Origin of the sequence: Streptomyces sp. NPDC060184 (assembly GCF_042728795.1) — a bacterium.
Taxonomy (GTDB): Bacteria; Actinomycetota; Actinomycetes; order Streptomycetales; family Streptomycetaceae; genus Streptomyces.
Genome location: NZ_JBHWYX010000001.1, coordinates 272756 through 298487, shown reverse-complemented (window position 1 = coordinate 298487; position 25732 = coordinate 272756). Strand labels below are relative to the sequence as shown.

Sequence of the window (25732 nt, the reverse complement as noted above, 5' to 3'; positions counted from 1 at the left end):
GGGGGCAATGTCAGAGCTGACCCTGACGGTCATGCGGCTAGGTTTCCTGGCCGTTCTGTGGCTGTTCGTGATCGTGGCCGTACAGGTCATCCGCAGCGATCTGTTCGGAACGCGCGTCACCCAGCGCGGCTCACGCCGCACGGGCACCGAAACGCGTCCGCAGCAGGCCCGCCAACAGGCGGCGGCACCACCGCAGCAGCGCCAGCAGCCGGCGCGTCAGCGCCGCGGCGCACCCACCAAGCTGATCGTCTCCGAAGGCTCCCTCACCGGCACCACGGTCGCGCTCCAGGGCCAGACCATCACGCTGGGCCGGGCCCACGATTCGACGATCGTGCTGGACGACGACTACGCGTCCAGCCGGCATGCCAGGATCTACCCCGACCGGGACGGCCAGTGGATCGTCGAGGATCTCGGGTCCACCAACGGCACGTATCTCGACCGGACCCGTCTCACCACCCCGACGCCTGTTCCGCTGGGTGCGCCGATCCGTATCGGCAAGACCGTCATCGAGCTGCGGAAGTAGTACGACAATGAGCGAGCGGAGCGAGCGAGCCGCGGCGGTCCTGACGAAGGACGCGGCCGGGTTCCCGACCGGAGGGTGGGCAGTGTGGCTCGACAGGACCGGCTGTACCCCGAACCGACGGGCGAGGTGCGCATGAGTCTGTCCCTGCGTTTCGCCGCCGGATCGCACAAGGGCATGATCCGGGAGGGCAACGAGGACTCCGGCTACGCCGGTCCCCGCCTCCTCGCGATCGCCGACGGCATGGGCGGCCAGGCCGCCGGTGAGGTCGCCAGCTCCGAGGTGATCTCCACGCTCGTCCAGCTCGACGACGACGTCCCCGGTTCGGACATCCTCACGTCGCTCGGCACCGCCGTGCAGCGTGCCAACGACCAGCTCCGCGTCATGGTCGAGGAGGACCCCCAGCTGGAGGGCATGGGCACCACGCTCACCGCCCTGCTCTGGACCGGCCAGCGCCTCGGCCTGGTGCACGTCGGCGACTCCCGCGCGTACCTGCTGCGCGACGGCCTCCTGACCCAGATCACCCAGGACCACACCTGGGTGCAGCGGCTGGTGGACGAGGGCCGGATCACCGAGGAGGAGGCCACCACCCACCCGCAGCGCTCCCTGCTGATGCGCGCCCTGGGCAGTGGCGACCACGTCGAACCCGACCTCTCCATCCGCGAGGTCCGGGCCGGCGACCGCTACCTCATCTGCTCCGACGGCCTCTCCGGGGTCGTCTCGCACCAGACGATGGAAGAGACGCTCGCCAGCTACCAGGGCCCCCAGGAGACCATCCAGGAGCTCATCCAGCTCGCCCTGCGCGGCGGCGGACCGGACAACATCACCTGCATCGTCGCCGACGTCCTGGACGTCGACAGCAACGACACCCTGGCCGGCCACCTCAACGACACCCCGGTGATCGTCGGCGCGGTCGCGGAGAACCAAGCGCAGCTCAGCGACGGCGGGGCCATGCACACCCCGGCCGGACGCGCGGCCGGCCTCGGCCGCTCCGTGCCGCCCCCGGCCGGCGGTTTCGGCCCTCCCGGCAGCGGCGACGCCGGTTACGGCGACGGCCCGCACGGCTCCTTCGACTCGTACACCGAGGACGACTTCGTCAAGCCCGGCGGGCGCAGGTGGCTCAAGCGCTCGCTGTACTGCGTGCTCGCCCTGGCGATCGTCGGCGGCGGCCTGTACGGCGGCTACCGCTGGACGCAGACGCAGTTCTACGTGGGCGCGCAGAACGAAAACGTCGCCCTGTTCCGCGGCATCAGCCAGGACCTCGGCTGGGTCTCGCTCTCGAAGGTCGAGAAGGACCACCCGGAGATCGAACTCAAGTACCTGCCGCCGTACCAGCGCAAGCAGGTCGAGGAGACGATCGCCGAGGGCAACCTCAGCGACGCCCGCAAGAAGGTCGACCAGCTGTCGACCCTGGCCAGCGCCTGCAAGAAGGACGCTCAGCGCCGAGCGGCCGAGAAGCAGGCCGCGGAGAGCAACGCCGCTTCCGCCGACAAGACCTCCGAGGCGGGCTCCGACAAGGAGACCGCCAAGGAGACGAAGCCGACCGCAGCGACCCCCACTCCCGGCCCCAGCCTCTCGGAGGAAGAGCAGAAGCTGGTCCCGCAGTGCGGTAAGCAGTAAGGCCGTAGGGGGCCCACAGCACCATGAGCGTTGTCACCAACACGACCACCATCGGCGCGATCGACGCACCGAGCCGCCGCAACACCGAGCTGATGATGATGGTGTTCGCCATCGCCATCTCGGTGTTCGCGTACGCCAACGTCGGACTCGCCATCGACGGCAAGCTGCCGTCCGGCATGCTCGGCTACGGCGCCGGGCTCGTCCTGCTCGGCGGCGTCGCCCACCTCGTGGTGCGCAGGTTCGCGCCCTACGCCGACCCGTTGCTGCTGCCGCTGGCAACGCTGCTCAACGGCCTGGGGCTGGTGCTGATCTGGCGCCTCGACCAGTCGCAGCGGCTGATCCAGCGCGCGGAGCAGCTCTACGGGGCGTACAGCCCGGACGCTCCCAAGCAGCTGCTGTACTCGGCGATCGGCGTCGCCTTCTTCGTGGCCGTGCTGATGGTTCTCAAGGACCACCGCGTCCTCCAGCGCTACACGTACATCTCGATGGCCGTGGCGATGGTGCTGCTGATCCTGCCGATCTTCTTCCCCGCGGTGAACGGCGCGAAGATCTGGATCAGCCTGGGTCCGCTCTCCATCCAGCCCGGGGAGTTCGCGAAGATCTTCATCGCGATCTTCTTCTCCGGCTACCTCATGGTGAAGCGCGACGCGCTGGCCCTGGCGAGCCGCCGCTTCATGGGGATGTACCTCCCCCGCGGCCGTGACCTCGGCCCGATCCTGACGATCTGGGCGCTGTCGATCCTGATCCTGGTCTTCGAGACCGACCTCGGTACGTCCCTGCTCTTCTTCGGCCTCTTCATCGTCATGCTCTACGTGGCGACCGAGCGGACCAGCTGGATCGTCTTCGGCCTGCTGATGTCCGCGGCGGGCGCGGTCGGTGTCGCGACCTTCGAGCCGCACGTCCAGCAGCGCGTGAACGCCTGGATGGACCCGTTCGCCGAGAAGACGCTGGCGCAGAGCGACCAGATCGCCCAGTCCCTGATGTCGTTCGGCTCCGGCGGCACCCTCGGCTCCGGCCTCGGCCAGGGCCACTCGGACCTGATCATGTTCGCCGCCAACGCCGACTTCATCCTCTCCACCGTCGGCGAGGAGCTCGGGCTGGCCGGGATGATGGCGGTCCTGCTGGTCTACGGCCTCATCGTCGAGCGCGGCATCCGTACGGCGCTCGCCGCCCGCGACCCGTTCGGCAAGCTCCTGGCGGTCGGCCTCTCCGGCGCCTTCGCCATCCAGGTCTTCGTCGTCGCCGGCGGTGTGATGGGCCTCATCCCGCTCAGCGGTATGACGATGCCGTTCCTGGCGTACGGCGGTTCGTCCGTGCTCGCCAACTGGGCGCTGATCGCCGTCCTCATCAGGATCAGCGACACCGCGCGCCGCCCGGCGCCCGCCCCCGCCCCTTCGCCCGACGCCGAGATGACTCAGGTGGTCCGTCCGTGAACAAGCCCCTGCGCCGGATCGCGATCTTCTGCGGGGTCCTCATCCTGGCCCTGCTGGTCCGTACGAACTACCTCCAGTACGTCCGCGCCGACGAACTGAACTCGCGCGACGAGAACCGCCGCGTCCGCATCGAGCGGTACGCCCACGAGCGCGGCGACATCATCGTCGACGGCAAGGCCATCACCGGCTCCGTCGAGACGGACGGCAGCGACTTCAAGTACAAGCGGGTCTGGAAGGACGGGCCCATGTGGGCCCCCGTCACCGGGTACTCCTCGCAGGCGTTCGACTCGACGCAGCTGGAGAACCTGGAGGACGGCATCCTCACCGGCAACGACGACCAGCTCTTCTTCAACCGCACCCTGTCGATGTTCACCGGGGAGCAGAAGAAGGGCGGCAACGTCGTCACCACGCTCAACGGGGCCGCGCAGAAGGCCGCCTTCGAGGGGCTCGGCGACCAGAAGGGCGCGGCCGTCGCGCTCGACCCGGAGACCGGCGCGATCCTGGCCCTGGCCAGCACGCCGTCGTACGACCCCTCGGTCTTCGCCGGCAACTCCGACAAGGACTCCGAGGCCCGCGCGAAGCTCCTCGCGGACAAGGACGAGCCCATGCTCAACCGGGCCCTGCGCGAGACCTACCCGCCGGGCTCCACGTTCAAGATCGTCACCGCTGCCGCCGCCCTGGAGAACGGGCTCTACGACGACATCGACGACCCGACCGACTCCCCGCTCCCCTGGACGCTCCCGCAGACCTCGGTGCCGCTCCCGAACGAGGGCAACATCCCCTGTGAGAACGCCACGCTCCGGGAGGCGCTGCGCTGGTCCTGCAACACGGTCTTCGGCAAGATCAGCGCCGACCTCGGCAACAAGAAGATGATCGAGGAAGCCGACAAGTTCGGCTTCAACCAGGAGATCTTCACCCCGGTCCGCGCCGACAAGAGCGTCTTCCCCGAGGACATCCCGTCGCAGAGCGCCATGGCGGGCATCGGCCAGGCGTCCAACCGCGCCACCCCGCTCCAGATGGCCATGGTGGCCTCGGCCATCGCCAACGACGGCAAGCTCATGCAGCCGTACATGGTCGCCTCCCGCCAGGCGCCGAACACGGACACCATCGACACGGCCGAGCCGAAGGAGATGAGCCGTCCCGTCTCGGCGGAGAACGCCCAGAAGATCCAGCAGATGATGGAGACCGTCGTCGAGAAGGGCACGGGAACCTCCGCCAAGATCGACGGCGTCACCGTCGGCGGCAAGACCGGCACCGCCGAGAACGGCCTGAACAACAGCAAGAAGCCGTACGCCTGGTTCATCTCGTACGCGAAGACCGACAAGGGAACCCCGGTCGCCGTCGCGGTCGTCGTCGCGGACAGCAAGGCCAACCGGGAGAACATCTCCGGTGGTGGTCTGGCCGCCCCGATCGCGAAGGCCATCATGAAGGCGGTCATCGACAGCAAGTAGGGGTCGGGACGGCCCCGGACAAGGCTTTGAGGCCCGACCGTCATACCGGACATCGGGATACCGGTCGGATATCGGCTGACGGGTGTGGGCCGAACGCGTCGCGCGTGCCCGGTAGCGTATGCGCGAACAGCGCACCGCCGGACCACACACGGGTGCGGTCGGGACTGACGGAGAGGGCTGGAACAGTGATGGAAGAGCCGCGTCGCCTCGGCGGCCGGTACGAGCTGGGCTCGGTGCTCGGCCGTGGTGGCATGGCCGAGGTCTACCTCGCGCACGACACCCGGCTCGGCCGCACCGTAGCCGTGAAGACGCTCCGGGCCGACCTGGCCCGCGACCCGTCCTTCCAGGCCCGGTTCCGCCGAGAGGCCCAGTCCGCGGCCTCGCTCAACCACCCCGCGATCGTCGCCGTCTACGACACCGGCGAGGACTACGTGGACGGGGTCTCGATCCCGTACATCGTGATGGAGTACGTGGACGGCTCCACGCTCCGGGAACTCCTGCACTCCGGCCGCAGACTGCTGCCCGAGCGCACCCTGGAGATGACGGTCGGCATCCTCCAGGCGCTGGAGTACTCGCACCGCGCCCAGATCGTGCACCGCGACATCAAGCCGGCCAACGTCATGCTGACGCGCACCGGCCAGGTCAAGGTCATGGACTTCGGCATCGCCCGTGCGATGGGTGACTCCGGCATGACGATGACTCAGACCGCCGCGGTCATCGGCACCGCCCAGTACCTCTCGCCGGAGCAGGCCAAGGGCGAGCAGGTCGACGCCCGCTCCGACCTGTACTCCACCGGCTGTCTGCTGTACGAACTGCTCGCGGTACGGCCGCCCTTCATCGGGGACTCGCCCGTCGCGGTGGCCTACCAGCACGTCCGCGAGGAACCCCAGCCGCCGAGCAACTTCGACCCCGAGATCACGCCCGAGATGGACGCGATCGTGCTGAAGGCGCTCACCAAGGACCCCGACTACCGCTACCAGTCCGCCGACGAGATGCGCGCCGACATCGAGGCCTGCCTCGACGGCCGTCCCGTCGCCGCGGCTGCCGCCATGGGCGCCGCGGGGTACGGGGGCTACGGCGGTTACGACGGCGGCTACGGCGGCGACCAGCCCACCACCGCCCTGCGCGCCGCGGACGGCGGTGGCGGCCCGCAGACGTCGATGATGCCGCCGCTCAACCCGGACGACGGCGGCTACGGCTACGACGACCGCCCCGGCCGGCGGCGCCAGAACCAGAAGAAGAGCAACACCTCGACGATCCTCCTCGTCCTGGGCGGCGTCCTCGTCCTGATCGGCGCCATCCTGATCGGCCGCACCGTCTTCTCCGACAACGAGGAGACCGGTTCGGTCCCCGTACCGAACATGGTCGGATCGACGGTCACGGAGGCCCAACGGCTCGCGGACAACTCCGAACTGATCCTCAAGGTCGGCGACGAGAAGCCCTGCGAGGACCAGGAGAAGGGCAAGATCTGCGACCAGGACCCCTCCGGCGGTGAGCTGCAGAAGCACGACACCGTCACGGTCCACGTCTCCTCCGGCGCGCCCAAGGTCGAGGTCCCGGACGTCACGGAGAAGTCCGAGGACAACGCCCGCAAGGCCCTTGAGGACAAGGGCTTCACCGTCAAGGTGGAGACCGAGGAGTCCGACGCGACGCCGGACACGGTCACCAAGCAGAGCCCCGAGGGCGGCTCCGAGGCCGAGAAGGAGTCCGAGGTGACGATCACCGTCGCCAAGGAGAAGCTCATCTCGATGCCGGACGTCTCGACGTCGGGCCGTACGTTCGAGCAGGCCCAGAGCCAGTTGAACGGCCTCGGGTTCACCAACGTCTCGCAGGCGGAGACCGACTCGACGGCCCCGGCGGGCACCGTGGTCGAGCAGTCCCCGGCGGCCGGCACCGAGCAGGCCAAGGACGTCCAGATCGTGCTGAAGGTCTCCAAGGGACCGCCGCAGCCCGAGAAGGTGGCCGTCCCGGAGCTGAAGGGCCAGACCCTGGGCAACGCCAAGGCGCTGCTCGCCCAGAACGGGCTGGTGCTCGGGAGCGTCGACGGCTCGTCCGACGACAACACCATGGTGATCAACACGGACCCGGGCACCGGCCAGCAGGTCGACAAGGGCAGTGCGGTCAACGTGAAGACGATGGGCGGCGGAAACGGGCCCGGCGGAAACGGCCTCTTCGGCTGATCCCGCCCCGGCGCGCCTCCCTCGCGCACCACGATGAAGGGGCCCGGACCACCTCACGGTGGTCCGGGCCCCTTCATCTGTTCTACGGGTGACACGCCGGACCGGTGCTCACCCCGCCCGCGACCGGCGCGGTCGCCTGCGGTCCTGCGGTCCTCTGTGGTCCTCTGTGGTCCTCCAAGGTCCTCTGCGGTCAGCGCAGTTCGGCCGGGGGCGTGCGGTCGCTGTCGACCTTCTCCGTACGCTGCAGCTCGCCCCAGACGATGTAGCGGTACTTCGAGGTGTAGACCGGGGTGCAGGTCGTCAGGGTGATGTAGCGGCCCGGCTTGGTGACACCGGCCTCCTTCGGCACCTGCTGGAGCACGTCGACGTTGTACTTCGAGGTCTCCGGGAGCGTCTTGAACACCTTGTACACGTACCAGGTGTCCTGCGTCTCGAAGACGATCGCGTCACCGGTGCGCACCTTGTCGATGTTGTGGAACTTCGCGCCGTGGCCGTCCCGGTGCGCGGCGAGCGTGAAGTTCCCCCGGGCCGCCGACGGGAGCGCGGCCGGGATCGGGTCGGTGTAGTACCCGGCCACGCCGTCGTTGAGGACCGTGGTGTCGGTGCCCTTCCTGACCAGCACCTCACCGTTCTTCATGGCGGGTACGTGCAGGAAGCCGATGCCGCCCTCTGTGTCCAGCGCACCCGGTCCGCCGGCCGCCTGCCAGCCGTCGCGGACGGCGTGGCCCTGCTTCGCGGCCTCGTGGTCGGCGACCACGTTCGTCCACCACAGCGAGTACACGACGAAGAGACCGAGCACCAGTCCCGCGGTGATGAGGAGTTCACCGAGGACGCTGACGGCCGCCGCGACCGCGTTTCGCCGGACCGGCTCCGCCGCGAGGGGCGGAGCGGGTTCGTCGGCCCGCGCCTCGTGCTCGGTCCTCGTTACCACCGCAACCGTCCCTTGTCGTGGGGTTGTCCGCCGCCGGGGTCCGCCCGCGAGCGCACTGTCGTCAGTCCAGGAGCGCGTCGGGCTTGCCCTTGCTCCGAGGCCGCTCGTCGACCATCTTGCCCCACACGATCAGGCGGTAGGTACTGGTGAATTCCGGCGTACAGGTCGTCAGGGTGATGTAGCGGCCGGGCCCCGTGAATCCCGACCCCGGAGGCACCGGACTGATCACCGACACGTTGGACGGCGAGGTCTGCGGGAGCGTCTTCGTCATCTCGTACGTGTAGTACGCGTCCTGGGTCTCGACCACGACCTTGTCGCCCGGACCCAGCTTGTTGATGTAACGGAACGGCTCACCATGGGTGTTGCGGTGACCGGCCAACGCGAAGTTGCCCTGGGGGTCCGAGGGCATCGCGGTCTTCAGAGAGCCCTCGCCGTAGTGGCCGACCATGCCCCGGTCGAGCACCTTCTCCTTGCTGGTGCCCTCGGCGATGGGCGCGACGATGTCGAGCTTGGGAATGTGGATGATGGCGAAGCCCTGACCGGGCTCGAAGACCCCGGGGTCCCGTTCGCCCGCCGCCCACTGGTCCTGGATCTTGTGGGTCTCCCGGCCGGCGATCTGGTCGGCCCGGACGTTGGTCCACCAGAGCTGGTACGCGACGAACAGCAGCATCAACACGCCGAGCGAGATGAAGAGTTCACCGACGACGCGGCTGGCCACGACCGCCGGGCTGTCCTTGGCCGCGCGGGCCGCCCTGCGAGCCTCCACCCGCGACATCGGCCGGGCGGGCCCCGCGCCCCCCGGTCCGGCGCCGGGGCCGTCTTCCCCGGACGGCGCCGGCTGCGACGTCCGGCGACGGCCGCCCGCCTTGGCCGCCTTGCGCCGCTCCGCCCGTCCCCCCGGGGCGGGGGTGGCGTGGGAGGCGCTGGTCCCGGGCCCCTCCGCGCGGGCGGGACGCACCGTCCGCAGGGCCACGGTCTCGTCGTGCGGCGGGAGCTGGGCGGGGTCGGACGGGTCCAGCGGGGGGAGGACGGTGGTCGCCGCCTCGTCCGCGAAGACACCGGCGCGCGTACCGAGGCCCGAGACGGTGGGCCCGGCCGGTCCGGGCGCGGGCGTCCGCGGGTCCTGGCCGCCGTACCAGTCGCGGCGGTAGCCCTCGGGGTCGTACCACTCACTCGGCTCACCGGGCCGCCGGAGGCCCTCCTGCGGCCCGTACGGGGCCTGTTGGGGGTTCTGGTACTCCTGGGGCCGCACGGGCTGCTGCGGTGGCCGTGGCCGCCCCGTACGGGCTCTGAGGGAGCTCTCCACGACCACGCCCTCCACGACGCGCCCGCCCGCGGGCGGGCGTTCGGCGGGCGGGCTGCCCGGCGCGCTCTCCACCGGGCCGTCCGCCGCGTGGCGGGCCGGGGGCGGGGCGTAGCCGCCCGGCAGCGGGTCGTTCAGCGGATCCGCCAGCCGGCCCACCGCGTCCTCGAACGAACCGCCCGTCCCGCGCCTCGGCGGGTACTCCTGACCGGCGTCGTGCTCGGGACGGAGTGCGGTCACGCGACGGCCTTGCCCACCACCGGCATGAGCCCCGCGGATCTGCCGACCGCGCCCGCGTCGCCGCACCGGACGAGCCAGTTGGCCAGCATCAGGTGGCCGTGCTCGGTGAGCACCGACTCGGGGTGGAACTGCACGCCCTCGACCGGCAGATCGCGGTGGCGCAGCCCCATGACGATGCCGTCGGCGGTCCGCGCGGTGACCTCCAGCTCGGGCGGGAGCGCGGTGGGTTCGGCGGCCAGCGAGTGGTAGCGGGTGGCGGTGAAGGGGGACGGCAGTCCGGCGAAGACGCCCTGTCCGTCGTGGGTCACCGGCGACGTCTTCCCGTGCAGCAGTTCGGGGGCCCGGTCCACCACTCCGCCGTACGCCACGGCCATCGCCTGCATGCCGAGGCAGACGCCGAAGACCGGAACGCCCGTGGCCGCGCAGTGGCGCACCATGTCGATGCAGACACCGGCCTGTTCGGGTGCACCGGGGCCGGGCGAGAGCAGGACGCCGTCGAAGCCGTCCTGGGCGTGGGCGGTGGTGACCTCGTCGTTGCGGAGCACCTCGCACTCGGCGCCGAGCTGGTAGAGGTACTGCACGAGGTTGAAAACGAAGCTGTCGTAGTTGTCCACGACCAGAATGCGTGCGCTCACTGCCCTGTCTCCGCTCCGGCGCTCTGGCCGTCCACCGTCACGTCACCGAACGGGAGCAGCGGCTCCGCCCAGGGGAAGACGTACTGGAACAGTGCGTAGACGACCGCCAGGACGAGCGCGAGCGAGATGATTCCCCGCACCCACGCGTTGCCCGGCAGATGCCGCCAGATCCAGCCGTACATGCTGCCCCTCCATTCGGTTCGGGACCAGACTAAAGGTCGGTGGCCCGGGCGGGGGGCAGCTGTGGAAAGCCGCGGCGGGCGGGAGGAAGCACGCCGTCCGGAACGGCTCGTGCCGCCGCTACCCGACCGGCTTCGCGTAGTGGAGGTCGATCGTTCCGGCGTACGCGGGCAGGGTCGCCCTGTCGTCCTCGTCGAGCTTCCAGCCGAGGCCGTAGGCCTTCACGTACAGCTGGTAGTTCTGCAGGGCCGTGGAGGCGTCCAGCGCCTTGCGGAGCTCGTCGGGGTCGCCCACGGCGGTGACCTTGTACGGCGGGGAGTAGACGCGGCCCTGGAGGATCAGGGTGTTGCCCACGCAGCGGACGGCGCTGGTGGAGATGAGCCGCTGGTCCATGACCTGGATGCCCCGGGCACCGCCGTCCCACAGCGCGTTGACGACGGCCTGCAGGTCCTGCTGGTGGATCACCAGGTCGTTGGGCTGCGGCTCCGGGTATCCGGGGTTCGCGGTGGCGTCGGGCGGGGCGTCGTCGAGCGTCACGCTGACGGACTTCCCGGTGATCGCGGTGGTCCCGGCCGACTCCTCCAGCGCCTTGCGGCGGGCGTCCTCCGCCTCGGTGCTGCCGTCGTCGCGCTGGACGAGCGCGTCGATCTGCGCGCGCACGGCCGCGTTCGAGTCGGTCAGCACCCCGTTCTTGTCGCTCCGCTCGCCGATGAGGTCGGAGAGCTTGAGCAGGGAGGAGTCGCTGCGGATGTTGGTGCCCTTGGCCGTGTTCGCGCTGGTGACGAAGATCAGACCGGCGAGTGCGAAGACGGCAGCGGTGAGCAACCGGACCGGTCGCTTCGAAGTGCGCCGGGCCGCCTCTTCGGGAGAGTCCGCGAGATTGCTCAACGTACCCTTATCTCATCAGGCGCCATGGAAGCACTACGCTAACGGACGCCCGGGGGAGGCAGCTTCCCCCCAGCGCCCTCGGGCGCCAGCCAAAGATCACTGCGCGGTCACGCAGCGCATCGACAGGAGCGTTCCTCGTGCCGAAGTCACGTATCCGCAAGAAGGCCGGTTTCACGCCCCTCGCGGCGAACCAGGCGACCACCATCAAGCTGGGAAACCGCGGCTGGATCGCTCCGGTGATGCTGGGGCTCTTCCTCATCGGTCTGGCCTGGATCGTCCTGTTCTACGTGACCGACGGCTCGCTCCCCATCGAGGCGCTCCACAACTGGAACATCGTGGTCGGCTTCGGGCTCATCGGCGGCGGCTTCGCCGTCTCCACCCAGTGGAAGTAGCCCGCTGACCCGGCTGCCCCTCCGCTCCTGCCGCCTCCTCCCCGCGGCATGCGCGACAACTGTCCGACCCCGAAGGACAGCTTCGCCCGAGATACCGGCGGAACCCGTGCGCGCGCGGAGTCCGGCCGGCCTTCCGGGTGCCTTGCTCCTGCTGTCCTGAAGCCTCGTCCTGACCCTGCTCTGAACCCCTGCCCTGAAGTTACCCACAGAGTTATCCACAGGCGGGGGAAAAGGTCAGACGATCTGTGGATAACCTACGTCGAAGTTGACGCCGGTGTGACTACAGCCTCCCTCATCCAGGGAGGCTGTAGCGACCACCCCGGGCAAGAAGACCCTGTTCAGCGACAAGGCGAACACGCGTACCCCACACTCCGTCGCCCCGCGATGTCATTCTGTGGATAACTCCGCTCTCGGAGTGGACAGAACCAGTCAGGTCAGCGCGGCAGTACGAGCAAAAACGATCACAACGGTCACCGCGAGCACCAGCGCACAGGCCCCGAACTGCACCGCGTTCCGTCGTGCGCGCGGTGCGTGCACCAGGGCGACGGCGATGAGCGTGCCGGCGACCAGACCTCCGAGGTGGGCCTGCCACGCGATGCCCGACCGCAGGCTGAAGAGCACGTTCAGCGCCAGGATGACGAGGACCGGCCGCAGGTCGTAGTTCATCCGCCGCATGAGCACGACGGTGGCACCCAGCAGACCGAAGACCGCCCCGGAGGCCCCCAGCGAGCCCTGGTTCTGCGCGCTGATCCAGTAGGTGAGCGCGCTGCCCGCCAGCCCCGAGAGCAGATAGAGCGCGAGGAAGCGGACCCGGCCGAGCGCGGCCTCCAACGGCCCGCCGAGCCACCACAGCCCCAGCATGTTGAAGGCGATGTGCAGCAGCTCCTCGTGGAGGAACATCGAGGTGAGCAGCCGGTACCACTGCCCCTCGGCCACACCGGTCCAGCCTCCCGGGAACGGCTGGGGATCCCAGGCGCGGCCGATCAGCATCAGGTCCTGGACCAGCCACGACCGGCCGGTCAGCCACACGGCGGCGAAGACCGCCACGTTGATCGCGAGCAGGATCTTCGTGACCAGGTGGGGGTCGGCCGCCACCGCCCCGCCGGTGAGCGTGCGGGGCCGGGAGGCCGCCGGGTGGTGGCCCGTACCGCCTCCGCTCCGTACGCACTCGGGGCAGTGGAAGCCCACGGAGGCGCTGATCATGCACTCGCTGCAGATCGGCCGGTCGCAGCGGGTGCAGCTGATCCCGGTCCCGCGGTCCGGATGGCGGTAGCAGAACCGCGTCGCCCCGCCCTCTCCGGACGGGTCGCGGTCTGCCGGAGGCTGCTGCTGGTCCATCGTCCCGACCCCTCGGTCCTGTCGCTGCCAGTCCTGTCGCTGCCAGTCCTGGTCCGTTATGTAACCGTACGGACCATCGGTCCCGATGGTTCCCCGCGCGGAACATCACGCGCGGGCACCGGGCCGCCGGGCCGCCGGGTCAACGGGTCAACGGGTCAACGGGTCAACGGGTCAACGGGTCAACGGTGCTCGACCAGGACGGACTCCAGCACGACGTCCTGGTACGGACGGTTCGTCCGCGGGTTCGCCGGGAGCGACGCGATGGTGTCCACGACCTTGCGGCAGGCCGCGCCGGGAACCTCTCCGAAGATCGTGTGCTTGCCGGTGAGCCAGGCGGTCGGCGAGACGGTCACGAAGAACTGGGACCCGTTCGTCCCCGGCCCGGCGTTCGCCATGGCCAGCAGATACGGCCGGGTGAACGCGAGGTCGGGGTGGAACTCGTCCGCGAACTCGTACCCCGGGCCGCCGGTCCCGTTCCCCAGCGGATCGCCGCCCTGGATCATGAAGTTCTCCAGGACCCGGTGGAAGACGGTGCCGTCGTAGAGCCGGCCGGCCGACCGGGTGCCCGTCGCCGGATGGATCCACTCACGGGCACCGGTCGCGAGGTCGACAAAGTTCCGCACGGTCCTGGGGGCGTGGTTCGGCAGAAGCCGGATCTCGATGTCACCCTGGCTGGTCCTCAGGGTGGCGTACAGCTGCTCGGCCACGGTCTGCCTTCCATCAATCCTCGGTCTGCGCGGAAAAGCTCCCCGATCCTCGCACGACGGGCTCTCTCCGCGCGGCGGCTGCGGAGGCGCTTCTCCCCGTGCCCCGTCCGGGCGGCTTCACCGGGACACACCCGGCCGGGCAGGTCCCCGTACGGCGCGCCTCCACCCGAACCGTGGCATCGTCGTCCACGCACTCCATGATTCGGTTTGACCGTATATGTCCCATGACCCGGATGCCCGCCCCGCATGCCCCGTAGAAGCCCCGCAGGCATGATTTCGGCATGGGCGGACAGGCGGAGTACCTACCCGCCACCAAGGAGGAGGATCCCGTGACCCGCATCGACAGCGTGCGCGCCGCAACCGACTCGGCAAAGGAAAGCGCGCAGCACGCCGCGGAAGTGGTGGCGCCTTACGCCGACACAGCCAAGATCCAGGCCGCGCACTACGCCAACGAGGCCCGCGTGCGCCTCGCGCCCAAGGTGTCGGCCGCCGCACAGCAGGCCCGCGTGCAGTACGTCGCGCACGTCGCGCCCCGTCTCGACCAGGCCCGCGCCCACGTCCCCCCGAAGGTCGACGACGCCGCCCGGCTCGCCGCCGTGCACACCCGCAAGGCGGCCAAGAACGCGGCCGGGTACACCGTGCCCCGCTTCGAGTACGCGGTGGCAGCTGCCGCGCCGGTCGCCGGGGAAGCCCAGGTACGCAGCGCGGCGGCCCTGGCCGCCCTGCGCGGTCAGGTCACCGCGCAGGACATCAACCGGCTCGCCAGGAAGAACGCGCGCCGGGCGAAGACCGGCCGGTTCGTCAAGGGATTCCTCATCTTCTCGCTGGTCGCCGGTGGCGCCTGCGCCGCTTGGCGCTGGTGGGACCGGCAGGCCAACCCGGACTGGCTGGTGGAGCCGTCCGAGCCCACGGCGGTCGGCTCCCCCGGAGCGCCGCTGACCTCGGTCGACGGCACCGACCTGGACCCCGAGGTCAGGGCCAAGCAGACGGACGCCGATGCCGGTGACCCGAGCGGGAAGAACCGCGGCGACCGCCCCTGAGGGCGGACAGGACCAGACCTGCCATGTTTCACGTGAAACGGCGCTTCCGGTGGAGCCCCGCTGTGGGGTGAAACTCGCTGCGGGGTGAAACTCGCTTCGAGTGCGACAGCTGTTTCACGTGAAACAGCCGTGTCCGCCCACCACGCACCACGCACCGACTCCACCGCGTCCCCACCACTGAGGGGCGTCGGGCGACCGCGACGTCGTCCGACGCCCCTCAGTCGTCCGCGGAAGCCGTCCCTCAAGCCGTCCCTGGAGCCGTCCGCTGAGGCCGGCTCCGGAAACCGTCCTCGGGACGCGCGGATGCGTGGCACCGGAGACCGTGATTCGCTGGCCAGGTGGCCTCCCGTCCCTCCCCGCGCTCCTCACCGCCGGGGTCCGACCAGGTACCCGCTCCCCACGGAAGCGGGCTCCTCCGACGGCTGCCCTGGCTGGACCGGGCACTGCTGGTGATCCTCGGACGGCCGCGGCGCCGACTCGGCTGGCTGTTGCCGCTCGTCCTGCTCCTCGTCGTCTGCTTCGCCGACTGGAACACCTCGGGCGACTTCCGGGTGCTGTCCTGGCTCGTGGTGGTACCCGTCATGGCCGCAGCCCTCTGCCCGGTCGGCACGACCGCCCTGTTCGCGGTCGCCGCCGTGGCCGCGTACGCCGTGATCGACCAGGCGTGGGACCACCAGTACCGTGCGGGGCTGCCCGACTTCATCCTCGTCTCCATGGGCGGACTGCTCGCTATCGCCGCCGCCTGGCTCCGGCGCCGGGGCGAGCGGCGCTCGCTCTCCGTCCGGAACGTCGCGGACACCACCCGGGCCACCGTGATCCGGCCGCTCCCGCCCAGCTGGGGCGGGCTGCTGCACGCGCACATCTACCTGCCCGCCGACGCGGAAGCCCGGCTCGGCGGCGACTTCTACGACATCCAGCCGAGCCCTTGGGGCACCCGCGCACTGCTCGGTGACGTCCAGGGCAAAGGCCTCGGGGCCGTGGCGGTGGCCGCCAACCTGCTGGGCACCTTCCGGGAGGCCGGGTTCCACCAACCCGACCTCCGGGTGGTGGGCGAGCGCATGGAAGTCCGGATGGAGCGCAACCGGCTCTACGAGCAGGCCATGGGCTACAAGGACGGCGACCGGTTCGCCACCGCCGTCCTGCTGGACTTCCCGCCGCCCGGTTCCGCGGGCGGGTACGTCGACGTCATCAACTTCGGGCACGATCCGCCCTTCGCGGTCAGCGCGCGCGGGGTACGCCTGCTGGATGCCTGCAGCGGCAGGCTCCCGCTCGGCCTCAACGAGCTGGCCCCGGCGTCGGAGCGGGCGGCGGCACCGCACCGGATACGCCTCGAAGGGGACGAGACCCTGCTGCTCACCACGGACGGGGTGACCGAGGCCCGCGACAGGGCGGGTGCCTTCTTCCCACTGGCCGAGGCGCTGGAGGCCGCCGTGGCCGAGGACCCGCAGCTCGCCGAGTCGCCGTACCGCCTGGTCAGGGCCGTACGGGACCGGATGCTGCGGCACGTCTACGGACGGCTCCAGGACGACACCACGATCTTCGCCGTCCGCATGGCGCCTCCGGCACCGGGTGAGGTCCAGCCGTTGGTGTCCCTCGCCCGGTGGACGGAGATCTCCTCGACCGCCACGGCTCTGCCCGGCCGCCAAGGCTCCGCCGAACCACCCGGCTGACCACCAGACCGGCAGACCACCAGACCGGCAGACCGCCCGGCCGTCGGCACCCGTCGGTGGCTCAGAGGCCCAGTCGCTCGGTCGCCCAGTCGCCAGGTGCCCACGCGCCAGGTGCCCAGTCGCTCAGTGCGGGACGAGCGTGGTGGCGAGCCGGAGGGCACCCAGCAGCTCGGCGCGGGTGCCGAGCCCGGCGGGGAGGATGTCCAGCCCGGTCGCGATGGCGGGCTGGGCGTGCTGGCGGATCGCCGTGGTGATGCCGTCGACGAGCGCCCCGGTGGAGGCGCCCAGCTCCCCGCCCACGATCAGCGCCGACGGGTTGAGGAGGTTGCAGAACGCGGCGAGTACGCCGCCGAGCGTCCGGCCCGCCCCGTCCAGGATGCGGTCGGTCACCGGGTCGTCGACCTGCGGCAGGAAGCGCGGGCCGGACGCCACTCCGGGGTGAGTGTGGGCGATCTGCGCCGCGAGCGCGGACACCGACACCACTGTCTCCAGGCAGCCCCGGTTGCCGCAGCGGCACATCTCGGTGTGCCCCGGCAGCTGGGTGTGCCCGATCTCGCCCGCGTACCCCTGCGATCCCCGGTACGGCACCCCGCCGACGACGATCCCCGCCCCGATGCCGTGCGACACCTTGACGTAGAGAAAGTCGCTGTAGCAGCGGCCGACGCCGAGGTGCAGTTCTCCGTAGGCGCCGAGGAGGGCGTCGTTCTCGGCGTGCACCGGTACCCCGAGGCGGTCTTCGAGCTCCTTGCGGGGAGCGAGCCCCACCCAGCTCGACAGGATGGTGGGGGAGCGGACCAGCCCTGATCCGGTGTCGAGCGGGCCCGGTACACCCGCGACGACGGCACCGAGCCGGGCGCTCCCGAACGAGCCTCGCAGTCGGTCGAGCATGCCCGCCGCACGGTCGATCGCCTCGACGGCCCGCAGGTCGACGTCGAGTTCCACCCGGTCCTCAGCGACGGGGCGGCCGAGGGAGTCGCCCAGGGCGACGTTGATGTGGTTGTGGCCGAAGTCGATGGCCGCCACCGGGGCTTCCCCGTGGCGGGGTACGACGCGGAGCACCGCCGCCGGCCGTCCGCTTCCGGAACCGGGTCCGCCGCCCTCGGCCTGTGTCTCGGTGACGCGTTCGTCGGCGAGCAGCCGGGTCACCGCGTGGTTGACGGTGCTCCGGGACAGTCCGCTGAGTTCGACGATCCGGGCGCGGGTCAGATGGCCCGCCGACTGGATGTGCCGGAAGACGTCCTCGCGGGTCCGGTCCCGGGGCGAAGAGCCTGCTGGCGTCTGAGGCATGCGCAGATCCTAAGGTCGGGCCTCCCGTACGAGGCGGGTGTGCGACGGCTTCCGTTCACCCTCAACCACCGCTTCCCGTAGGCGAGTAGCCCTCCGCGGGAATCACCCGGGAGCGCCGTGCCGACAACCTGTGAACCGGGTTCGCGGTGCGTGAAGTTTTGTGCGGAGTGGTTCGGCACCCTCTCCAACGGGCGCCTCCGGAACCGGTTCCGGGACCGGATAGCTCTCAACAACCCTTCTGACGTGCCCTTATAGCAGGCAGTTCGCCCTCTGTCACGGTGTCCGACCGCCGGAGAGCCCTCTCCTTCATTCGACCAATTAAGAGTCGAAAAGCTCGCGAAACTCACGATGTTTTTGCCATTGACCACAGAAAAAGTCGCTCTTAGGGTCAGCTCAGCTCACGCCGAGCGGACGATCCTTCCGCAGACCTCCGGGCTGGAGGTTTGCCCGTCCGGCATGAACCTCCTATCTGGACAATGCGGTTGAGAGAGGACTTACTGACATGCACACCACACGTCTGCCCAGAGGTGCCCGCCGGGGCAAGGCCCTTGCGATAGCCGCCGCGACCGCGGTCGTCGCCGGCATCGTCTTCACCGGAGTCCCCGCGGCGACCGCGGCCACCTCCGACCCCAACCCCGCCGCGCTGGAGCTGAAGAACGCGGCGCTGTCGCGGGAAGCCGCCACCCAGGGCATGGTCCTCCTCGAAAACCACGACCACGCGCTCCCGATCGCCAAGAAGGGCAACGTCGCGCTCTTCGGCGTCGGCGCCTACAAGACCGTCAAGGGCGGTACGGGTTCGGGCGCCGTAAACAACCGGTACACGATCTCCGCCCGCCAGGGCCTGACCGACGCCGGCTACAAGGTCACCACGAGCGACGCCTACTGGTCCGCGATGACCCAGGCCTACGACACCAAGTACCCCGCGAGCGCGACGGGCAGCATCTTCGGGACCGCCGTCGACTACTCCTCCGTCGAGCAGCCGCTGACCGCCGCCAACGTGGCGCCCTCGGCCGCCACCGACACCGCGGTCTTCGTCCTCGCGCGGAACTCCGGCGAAGGCTCGGACCGCACCTTCGGCAAGGGCGACTACCAGCTCAGCGACGTCGAGCGCGCCAACCTGAAGCTGCTCGGCCAGACGTACAAGCGCGTCGTCGTGGTGCTCAACACCGGTGGCATCGTCGACACGTCGTTCTTCCAGGAGATCAACAGCGAGGTCAAGAACGCTCCCGGCGGCCAGGCGCTCGACGCGCTGCTGCTGATGAGCCAGGCCGGCCAGGAGAGCGGCGCCGCCCTCGCCGAGGTGCTCAACGGCACCGTCACCCCGTCCGGCAAGCTCACCGACACCTGGGCCTCGCAGTACTCGTACTACCCGGCGTCCGCCACGTTCGGCAAGAACGACAACGACCCGCTGACGGAGCAGTACACCGAGGGCATCTACGTCGGCTACCGCTACTTCGACTCGCTCTACAAGAAGATCAACCCCGCCGACCCGGCGAGCGTCGTCAACTACGAGTTCGGCTACGGCCAGTCGTACACCGACTTCGACATCGAGGCGCAGCAGGTCAAGGCCGACGCCAAGACCGTGAAGGTCACCGCCAAGGTCACCAACACCGGCCGCACCTACTCCGGCAAGGAGGTCGTCCAGGTCTACGTGTCGGCCCCGCAGACCGGGCTCGACAAGGCGTACCAGCAGCTCACCGGCTACGCGAAGACCGACGACCTCGCCCCCGGCCAGTCCCAGACGGTGACGATCAGCTTCGACACCACCTCGCTCGCCGCCTACGACGAGTCCCGCGCGGCCTACGTCCTGGACGCCGGCGACTACGTGGTGCGCGTCGGCAACTCCTCCCGGAACACGCACGTCGCGGCCCGCCTGAACCTCGCGAAGTCCGTCGTCACCGAGCAGGACCACACCGAACTGAACGACCAGAAGCCCGCCTCCGAGCTCACCAGCTCCACGGCGGACTTCTACACCTACCCGGGCGAGAAGTCGGAGATCGCGCGGGCCGGCCGGATCACGCTGAACCCGTCCTCGTTCCGCACGGAGAAGAAGGCGTCGCCGTACCAGCAGAACGTGTCGGTCGACTCCTCCTCCCCGTACTACGCCCTCGACGGCGACAAGATCTCCTCCACCACGGTCTACCTCGACCCGAAGAACAAGAACTGGGAGGGCACCGGCTCGGCGTACGCCCCGAAGACCGGTGAGCAGGTCAAGCACGTCTCCACGAACACGGCGACCACGCTGTACGACGTCGCCAAGGGCAAGGCGACCATGGAGCAGTTCGTCGCCGGCCTGAGCGTCTCCCAGCTCGCCGACATCGTCGAGGGCTCCAGCGCCGCGGGCACCACGCTCACCGCCAAGGGCGCCGCCGGTTACACCACGCCGAACTACGAGAAGCTCGGCATCCCGGGCATGGCGCTGTCGGACGGCCCCGCCGGCCTCCGCCTCACCCAGCAGATCGGCACGGGCGACACCGCCACCTACCAGTTCGGCACCGCCTGGCCCGTCGGCACCCTGCTCGCCCAGAGCTGGGACCGCGGCCTCGTCGCCGAGGTCGGTACGGCCGTCGGTGAGGAGATGCAGGAGTACGGTGTCCAGCTCTGGCTCGCGCCGGGCATGAACATCCACCGCGACCCGCTCAACGGCCGCAACTTCGAGTACTACTCCGAGGACCCGCTGGTCTCCGGCCTGACCGCCGCGGCCACCACCGAGGGCGTCCAGTCCATCCCCGGCGTCGGTGTGACGATCAAGCACTTCGCCGAGAACTCGCAGGAGACCAACCGCACCACCAGCAACTCGGTGATCGGCGAGCGCACGCTGCGCGAGATCGAGCTCAAGGGCTTCGAGATCGCCGTCAAGGCCGCCCAGCCGATGTCGGTGATGAGCTCCTACAACAAGATCAACGGCACCTGGACGGCGAGCAACTACGACCTGCTCACCGACCTGCTGCGCGGCGAGTGGGGCTACAAGGGCACGGTCATGTCGGACTGGGGCGGCAGCCACGGCTCGCTGACCTCGATGTACGCCGGCAACGACCTCATCGAGCCCGGTGGCAACCCGGCCGAGGTCGTCAACGCCATCAAGCAGGTGGCGCCGACCACCGACATCACGGGCCTGCCCGTGTACAACCGGACCGTGACCACCACCCGCACCTCCTACACCTGGCAGTTCGGCGGCTTCACGCCGTCGGCCACCGGTGGCACGACCCTGAGCACCACCGTCGACGCCAAGACCGACCTGTCGAAGACCCCGCTGTCGGGCGAGACCGTCCGGGACGCCTACAACAACCAGGTGTTCACCGCGAACGCGAAGTACGCCTCGGTCGACGCCGCGTACCAGGCGGTCGCCGCCCTGCTCGACCCGAGCGCCGCCGGGCTGACCGCCGCCCAGAAGGCCGCTATCAGCCTGACGAACGTCCAGCACGCCACCGCCGGTGACGACAGCAGCCCGGTGGTCGCCTACACCGTCGCGATCAAGGGCGACTACCCCGCCCAGGGCTACCCGCTGCGCCTCGGCGACCTCCAGCGCAGCGCGATCCGCGTCCTCACCACCGCCTCGCAGAGCTCGGCGTTCGAGGAGCTCGCCGGCCTGAACGGCGTGAAGGGCATCAAGGTCGGCCCGTACACCTCGCAGTTCAAGAACCTGGAGCCCGCGGTCACCGCGACCCTGGGCAAGGTCTCCAAGGCCTCCTCCGGCAGCAGCCACGGCTCCGACGGCAAGGGCCACGGCGACAGCCACGGCTCGGACGGCAAGGGCCACGACGACAAGAACGACAAGGGCCACGGCAAGGGCCACTGAACGGCACCCTGATCCCACCGGGACCCTGATCCCGGGCGGCGGAGCCCCAGCCGGTGCTGCCGCCGCCCACCCGGCACCACACCTCCCCCGAGCGCCCCCGACCTGCTCACCGCAGGTCGGGGGCGCTCGGGCGTACGGGCACACAGGCGCGGCGAGCGGCAGCCGGCCCGCGCGTACGACAAATGGCCCTTGACCGGCGTATCCGCAGGTCAAGGGCCATTCGGGAATGTGGAGCCTAGGAGATTCGAACTCCTGACATCTGCCTTGCAAAGGCAGCGCTCTACCAACTGAGCTAAGGCCCCGAACAACAAACGCCACCACCCGCCATCCGCACGTGGAGCGCCCGTCGCAGACCAGAGTACCGGGTCCCGGGCAGATTCCCGCAAAGAGATGGGGACTCCCGGGGGACGACCACTCTCCGTAAGATGTCCGACTAGGTTCGCAGCAGCGAAGGGGAGGCGTGATGGACGCAGCGCAGCAAGAGGCAACCGCAAGAGCCAGGGAACTCCAGCGCAGTTGGTACGGGGAGCCGCTCGGCGCGCTCTTCCGCCGGCTGATCGATGATCTTGGCCTGAATCAGGCTCGGCTCGCGGCTGTACTCGGGCTGTCCGCGCCCATGCTGTCCCAGCTGATGAGCGGCCAACGGGCCAAGATCGGCAATCCCGCGGTGGTCCAGCGCGTCCAGGCACTCCAGGAGCTCGCGGTCCAGGTCGCGGACGGCAGCGTCAGCGCGGGCGAGGCCGCCGACCGGATGGACGAGGTCAAGAAGTCCCAAGGAGGATCGGTTCTGTCGAGCACCGGCCAGGCCACGGCCAACGGCTCAGCCCCCACCGTCCGCCGTGTCGTCCGCGAGATCCAGTCGCTGCTGCGCTCGGTCTCGGCGGCCGGAGACATCATCGACGCGGCCGACTCCCTCGCCCCGACCCACCCCGAACTGGCAGAGTTCCTCCGGGTGTACGGCGCGGGTCGCACCGCTGACGCCGTCGCGCACTACGAGGGACACCAGAGCTAGGGCGCGGCACCAGGGTCGCGCCCGGGGCACTGGGGGGTCGCCCCGGCGCACCGGGAGCGGCACCGGTCGCGCGCCGCACAGCGGTGCCGGGGCGCACTCGACGCCCTGGCACCCGGGTGCGTCCGGTCGCATCCCGAGTTCCGGCACCCGGCACCATCCGGCACAGGACTGGAGCGGACAGAGCGCAATGGGTGAGGTATTCGCCGGCCGGTACGAACTGGTCGATCCGATCGGACGCGGCGGCGCGGGCGCCGTCTGGCGCGCCTGGGACCACCGGCGCCGCAGGTACGTCGCGGCCAAGGTGCTCCAGCAGAGCGACGCGCACACACTGCTCCGCTTCGTACGCGAGCAGGCGCTGCGCATCGAGCACCCGCATGTGCTCGCGCCCGCCAGCTGGGCCGCCGACGACGACCAGGTCCTGTTCACCATGGACCTGGTGAGTGGCGGTTCACTGGCCCATGTCATAGGCGATTACGGCCCGTTGCCGCCCCACTTCGTCTGTCTCCTGCTCGACCAGCTGCTCTCGGGGCTGTCGACCGTGCACGCCGAAGGCGTGGTCCACCGCGACATCAAGCCCGCCAACATCCTGATGGAGGCGACCGGTTCGGGGCGTCCGCACCTTCGCCTGTCCGATTTCGGCATCTCGATGCGCAAGGGGGAACCCCGGCTCACCGAGACCAACTACGTGGTGGGCACACCGGGTTACTTCGCGCCGGAACAGATGATGGGCGCCGAACCGGACTTCCCCGCCGACCTCTTCGCGGTGGGGCTCGTCGCCCTGTACCTCCTCCAGGGCCGCAAACCCGACTCACGCGCGCTCATCGAGCACTTCGCCGCCCACGGCACCCCCGGGGCCCCGCAGGGCATCCCCGAGCCCCTCTGGCAGGTGCTCGCCGGGCTGCTCCAGCCGGACCCGCAGGCCAGGTTCCGTACCGCGACCGGTGCCCGCAAGGCCCTCGCGGCGGCGGTGGAGATGCTGCCCGAGCCCCCGGCGGGCGAGGAGCCGGTGGAGGTCTTCGACCAGATCGGGCCGCTGCCGGACGGGTTCGGCCCGGACGGCCCGCTCAGGAGCTCGCCCGACAACCCGCTCAACAGCCCGTACGGCGGCCCGGCCCACGCCACGCCCAACAGCGGCCCGCCCCGTGCTTCGTCGGGCGGCGGCCCCGTCACCGGCGCTCCCCACGCCCCCGCGGGCGCCCCGCCCGGCTCCCACGTCCCGCACCAGGCCGCACCGGTGTCCATGTCGGAGACCGGCAGCTTCCACCTGGCCCCGCCCCCCGTCCCGTCGCCGTGGCCCGCCGCTCCGGCGCCCGGCCCGGATCCCGCCGCCCAGGCGCCCTCCCCGGCCACCGCCGCCACGGCCGCCGGGCACCCCGGACCGGCCCCGACACGCGGCTACACCGCGCCCCACGGGCACCCGGCGGCCCAGCCGCCCGCCGCGCCCCCGCATCCCGCGCCACCGGCCCCCGCGCCCCGTACAGCCCGGCCGGGGCCGTCCCCGAAGGTGGCGGCCTCGGTCCTGGTGGTCGCGTTGCTCTGCTTCGCCGTCGGCATCTGGGCGCTCACCCAGGCCTGAACGGCGCCGCGTTCGCCCCTCGCGCCCGGCCGCCCGCCCCGCTGCCGCCACCGCTGCCGGGCCGGGCCGGGTCGTGCCAGGTCGGGCCGGGCCGGCGGCTACCAGGCCTGCGGCGGTCCTCCGTACGGCGAGGGCCGCCCGGCCCTCTCGGCCGCCGCCCCCGCCCGGCGGCGGGCCAGCAGCGTCCAGACGCCGAGCCCCAGCACCAGCACCGTCCCCGCGCCGATCCCGGTCACCCCGACCAGCCGCATGGTCGCGCTCCGCGCCGCCTGCGGCGCGCTCTGTCCGCTGCGCGCCATGTCCCGGTCGCCGTCGCTGACGCCGAAGATCCCCGCGTCACCGGCGTACGGCGAGGGCTGCGCCCCGTTCTTCACCTGCACCGTGAGCGTCAGCTTGATCGGTCCGGCGCCGTACTCCTTCGCCACCTTGGGGCTCAGCCCCACCGCCACGTAGTACCAGCCGGCGAACCGCATGCCGGAAACGCCGGACGCCGAGGCGTAACGGTTGCTCCAGCCGACCGGGGGGAGCGGGTCGAGGGAGACGGACGCGGGCCTTCCGGAGTACGACAGGACCGCGTCCTCCACGTGTCCGCGCGCGGGGTTCGCCAGCGAGAGCGAGAGGGCGTTGCCGAGGAAGGTGGTCGAGGCGTTGTTGTTGCTGAGTTCGGCCGTGACGTGGAGCTGCTGCCCCCAGTCCACCGGGACCCGGTAGAAGCGGGTCTGGCCGGGCGAGACGGTGTCCTTCCACTCGCCCGGTTCCAGCCCGGTCGCGTCGTTGAAGCCGGTGCCGCCGGACCGGGCGGCGCGGGGCGCCGACGTCGGCAGCGGGGCGGGCGGTTCGGAGGCGAACTCCGAGGGCGCGGTGGTGGGTTGGGAGCCCGCCGACCTCAACGTGGGCTCGACGTCGTGGCGGATCTCCAGGTCCCACGTTTCGGGGGAGGAGGTCTCCTTGCTCTTCCGCTCGATCAGGACGTCGTACGCGCCCGCCTCCTGGCAGTACGAACTCGCCTTCTCGACGCTCCGGACCGCGTAGGCGGACAGCGGACGGGCGAACTCCGCCGAACCGACGAGGGCGTCGTCCGAACCGCACCGCGCGTCGTTGCGGTCGCGGATGGACACGGTGATCCCGTCTCCGTAGGCGACTGTCTCCTCCGGCGAGCGGGGCACCACGACAGCCGAGACGTACGCGTCCGAGGCGGCGTCCAGGTTCACCCGGTAGTAGAGCTTCTCCCCGGGCCCGATCGAACTCCGGTAGACCGAACCGGCTTCCAGCACCGGTGCGTCGGCGTTCGCCACGGCCCCGGCCACCCGCTTCGCGCCCGGATCGAAGGCGTACGGGGCGGGGCCGGCCGCGTACACCGGCCCGGACAACGCCACCACCGCGCACATCGCCGCGAAGGCCGCCGACACCGCCCGGCCGCCCCTGCCGATCTGCCTCTTCACGCGCTCCCCCTCGTCCTCCCGGCGCCCACCGACGCCCCGGCCCGCACTGCGTACGGCACGGGATGGCGCCCGGCGCCACCGGAGCTTC

20 protein-coding genes and 1 tRNA gene are annotated in these 25732 nt (G+C 70.5%); 11 read left to right on the top strand and 10 right to left on the bottom strand.

Annotation, left to right across the window (positions count from 1 at the left end; genetic code table 11):
• Window positions 1-7: 7 nt before the first annotated feature.
• The 5 genes from ACFWEE_RS01235 to pknB all read left to right on the top strand — a co-directional run bounded on the left by ACFWEE_RS01235 (window position 8) and on the right by pknB (window position 7204).
• Window positions 8-523 carry an FHA domain-containing protein gene (locus tag ACFWEE_RS01235; protein ID WP_386885285.1) on the top strand — a complete coding sequence of 172 codons (516 nt, stop codon included), beginning with the start codon at window positions 8-10 and terminating at the stop codon, window positions 521-523.
• A gap of 132 nt (window positions 524-655) precedes the next feature.
• The gene (locus ACFWEE_RS01230) at window positions 656-2140 is read left to right on the top strand and encodes a Stp1/IreP family PP2C-type Ser/Thr phosphatase (protein WP_386885424.1); all 1485 of its coding nucleotides are present in this window, start codon (window positions 656-658) and stop codon (window positions 2138-2140) included.
• Between the two features lie 23 nt (window positions 2141-2163).
• Window positions 2164-3573 (top strand): FtsW/RodA/SpoVE family cell cycle protein, encoded by a 1410-nt coding sequence (locus tag ACFWEE_RS01225; protein ID WP_386885283.1) that lies wholly within the window; start codon window positions 2164-2166, stop codon window positions 3571-3573.
• Window positions 3570-5024 (top strand): peptidoglycan D,D-transpeptidase FtsI family protein, encoded by a 1455-nt coding sequence (locus ACFWEE_RS01220; protein ID WP_386885281.1) that lies wholly within the window; start codon window positions 3570-3572, stop codon window positions 5022-5024. The genes ACFWEE_RS01225 and ACFWEE_RS01220 overlap by 4 nt, the downstream gene beginning before the upstream one ends.
• A gap of 188 nt (window positions 5025-5212) precedes the next feature.
• Entirely contained in the window at window positions 5213-7204 is a 1992-nt protein-coding gene (gene pknB / locus ACFWEE_RS01215) for a Stk1 family PASTA domain-containing Ser/Thr kinase (RefSeq protein ID WP_386885280.1), read from the top strand.
• Window positions 7205-7394: 190 nt separating this feature from the next.
• Here the strand turns inward: pknB and ACFWEE_RS01210 are convergent, their stop codons facing one another.
• The 5 genes from ACFWEE_RS01210 to ACFWEE_RS01190 form a co-directional block, all read right to left on the bottom strand.
• The gene (locus ACFWEE_RS01210) at window positions 7395-8135 is read right to left on the bottom strand and encodes a class E sortase (RefSeq protein WP_386885278.1); all 741 of its coding nucleotides are present in this window, start codon (window positions 8133-8135) and stop codon (window positions 7395-7397) included.
• Between the two features lie 61 nt (window positions 8136-8196).
• A complete protein-coding gene (locus ACFWEE_RS01205; protein WP_386885277.1) occupies window positions 8197-9678 on the bottom strand; it encodes a class E sortase in 1482 nt (493 codons plus the stop codon).
• On the bottom strand, window positions 9675-10313 hold the full coding sequence (locus ACFWEE_RS01200) for an aminodeoxychorismate/anthranilate synthase component II (protein WP_386885275.1): 639 nt from the start codon (window positions 10311-10313) through the stop codon (window positions 9675-9677). Before ACFWEE_RS01200 ends, ACFWEE_RS01205 begins: the two co-directional genes overlap by 4 nt.
• Window positions 10310-10495 carry a hypothetical protein gene (locus tag ACFWEE_RS01195; RefSeq protein ID WP_386885273.1) on the bottom strand — a complete coding sequence of 62 codons (186 nt, stop codon included), beginning with the start codon at window positions 10493-10495 and terminating at the stop codon, window positions 10310-10312. Before ACFWEE_RS01195 ends, ACFWEE_RS01200 begins: the two co-directional genes overlap by 4 nt.
• Window positions 10496-10613: 118 nt before the next feature.
• Window positions 10614-11381 (bottom strand): DUF881 domain-containing protein, encoded by a 768-nt coding sequence (locus tag ACFWEE_RS01190; RefSeq protein ID WP_386885271.1) that lies wholly within the window; start codon window positions 11379-11381, stop codon window positions 10614-10616.
• Window positions 11382-11518: 137 nt separating this feature from the next.
• On the opposite strand from ACFWEE_RS01190, the gene crgA reads away from it, so the two are divergent.
• The gene (gene crgA / locus ACFWEE_RS01185) at window positions 11519-11773 is read left to right on the top strand and encodes a cell division protein CrgA (RefSeq protein ID WP_327176833.1); all 255 of its coding nucleotides are present in this window, start codon (window positions 11519-11521) and stop codon (window positions 11771-11773) included.
• Between the two features lie 429 nt (window positions 11774-12202).
• On the opposite strand, the gene ACFWEE_RS01180 is transcribed toward crgA, so the two are convergent.
• Together ACFWEE_RS01180 and ACFWEE_RS01175 are read right to left on the bottom strand one after the other, a co-directional pair.
• Window positions 12203-13111 (bottom strand): rhomboid family intramembrane serine protease, encoded by a 909-nt coding sequence (locus ACFWEE_RS01180; protein ID WP_386885270.1) that lies wholly within the window; start codon window positions 13109-13111, stop codon window positions 12203-12205.
• Between the two features lie 179 nt (window positions 13112-13290).
• Entirely contained in the window at window positions 13291-13818 is a 528-nt protein-coding gene (locus ACFWEE_RS01175; RefSeq protein ID WP_386885268.1) for a peptidylprolyl isomerase, read from the bottom strand.
• 329 nt (window positions 13819-14147) lie between these two features.
• Here ACFWEE_RS01175 and ACFWEE_RS01170 point away from each other — a divergent pair, with 329 nt between their 5' ends.
• Both ACFWEE_RS01170 and ACFWEE_RS01165 read left to right on the top strand, forming a co-directional pair.
• Window positions 14148-14858: a DUF5324 family protein gene (locus tag ACFWEE_RS01170; RefSeq protein WP_386885422.1), complete on the top strand. Its 711-nt coding sequence runs from the start codon at window positions 14148-14150 to the stop codon at window positions 14856-14858.
• Window positions 14859-15196: 338 nt separating this feature from the next.
• A complete protein-coding gene (locus ACFWEE_RS01165) occupies window positions 15197-16528 on the top strand; it encodes a PP2C family protein-serine/threonine phosphatase (protein WP_386885266.1) in 1332 nt (443 codons plus the stop codon).
• Between the two features lie 123 nt (window positions 16529-16651).
• Here ACFWEE_RS01165 and ACFWEE_RS01160 read toward each other — a convergent pair whose 3' ends face one another.
• The gene (locus tag ACFWEE_RS01160; RefSeq protein WP_386885265.1) at window positions 16652-17815 is read right to left on the bottom strand and encodes an ROK family protein; all 1164 of its coding nucleotides are present in this window, start codon (window positions 17813-17815) and stop codon (window positions 16652-16654) included.
• 502 nt (window positions 17816-18317) lie between these two features.
• On the opposite strand from ACFWEE_RS01160, the gene ACFWEE_RS01155 reads away from it, so the two are divergent.
• Window positions 18318-21614: a glycoside hydrolase family 3 C-terminal domain-containing protein gene (locus ACFWEE_RS01155; RefSeq protein ID WP_386885263.1), complete on the top strand. Its 3297-nt coding sequence runs from the start codon at window positions 18318-18320 to the stop codon at window positions 21612-21614.
• Between the two features lie 229 nt (window positions 21615-21843).
• On the opposite strand, the gene ACFWEE_RS01150 is transcribed toward ACFWEE_RS01155, so the two are convergent.
• Window positions 21844-21916, bottom strand: a tRNA-Ala gene (locus ACFWEE_RS01150).
• Between the two features lie 161 nt (window positions 21917-22077).
• Here ACFWEE_RS01150 and ACFWEE_RS01145 point away from each other — a divergent pair.
• Both ACFWEE_RS01145 and ACFWEE_RS01140 read left to right on the top strand, forming a co-directional pair.
• Complete coding sequence (locus ACFWEE_RS01145; RefSeq protein ID WP_386885261.1) at window positions 22078-22626, top strand: helix-turn-helix domain-containing protein; 549 nt, start codon at window positions 22078-22080, stop codon at window positions 22624-22626.
• 187 nt (window positions 22627-22813) lie between these two features.
• Window positions 22814-24202 (top strand): serine/threonine-protein kinase, encoded by a 1389-nt coding sequence (locus tag ACFWEE_RS01140; protein WP_386885259.1) that lies wholly within the window; start codon window positions 22814-22816, stop codon window positions 24200-24202.
• A gap of 98 nt (window positions 24203-24300) precedes the next feature.
• Here the strand turns inward: ACFWEE_RS01140 and ACFWEE_RS01135 are convergent, their stop codons facing one another.
• Window positions 24301-25644: a hypothetical protein gene (locus ACFWEE_RS01135; protein WP_386885257.1), complete on the bottom strand. Its 1344-nt coding sequence runs from the start codon at window positions 25642-25644 to the stop codon at window positions 24301-24303.
• Between the last annotated feature and the right edge of the window lie 88 nt (window positions 25645-25732).

Coding starts and splice junctions, on each gene's coding strand:
- pknB (WP_386885280.1), top strand. CDS start 5,213: ATGGAAGAGCCGCGTCGCCTCGGCGGCCGGTACGAGCTGGGCTCGGTG.
- ACFWEE_RS01235 (WP_386885285.1), top strand. CDS start 8: ATGTCAGAGCTGACCCTGACGGTCATGCGGCTAGGTTTCCTGGCCGTT.
- ACFWEE_RS01140 (WP_386885259.1), top strand. CDS start 22,814: ATGGGTGAGGTATTCGCCGGCCGGTACGAACTGGTCGATCCGATCGGA.
- ACFWEE_RS01195 (WP_386885273.1), bottom strand. CDS start 10,495: ATGTACGGCTGGATCTGGCGGCATCTGCCGGGCAACGCGTGGGTGCGG.
- ACFWEE_RS01160 (WP_386885265.1), bottom strand. CDS start 17,815: ATGCCTCAGACGCCAGCAGGCTCTTCGCCCCGGGACCGGACCCGCGAG.
- ACFWEE_RS01145 (WP_386885261.1), top strand. CDS start 22,078: ATGGACGCAGCGCAGCAAGAGGCAACCGCAAGAGCCAGGGAACTCCAG.
- ACFWEE_RS01225 (WP_386885283.1), top strand. CDS start 2,164: ATGAGCGTTGTCACCAACACGACCACCATCGGCGCGATCGACGCACCG.
- ACFWEE_RS01155 (WP_386885263.1), top strand. CDS start 18,318: ATGCACACCACACGTCTGCCCAGAGGTGCCCGCCGGGGCAAGGCCCTT.
- ACFWEE_RS01180 (WP_386885270.1), bottom strand. CDS start 13,111: ATGGACCAGCAGCAGCCTCCGGCAGACCGCGACCCGTCCGGAGAGGGC.
- ACFWEE_RS01230 (WP_386885424.1), top strand. CDS start 656: ATGAGTCTGTCCCTGCGTTTCGCCGCCGGATCGCACAAGGGCATGATC.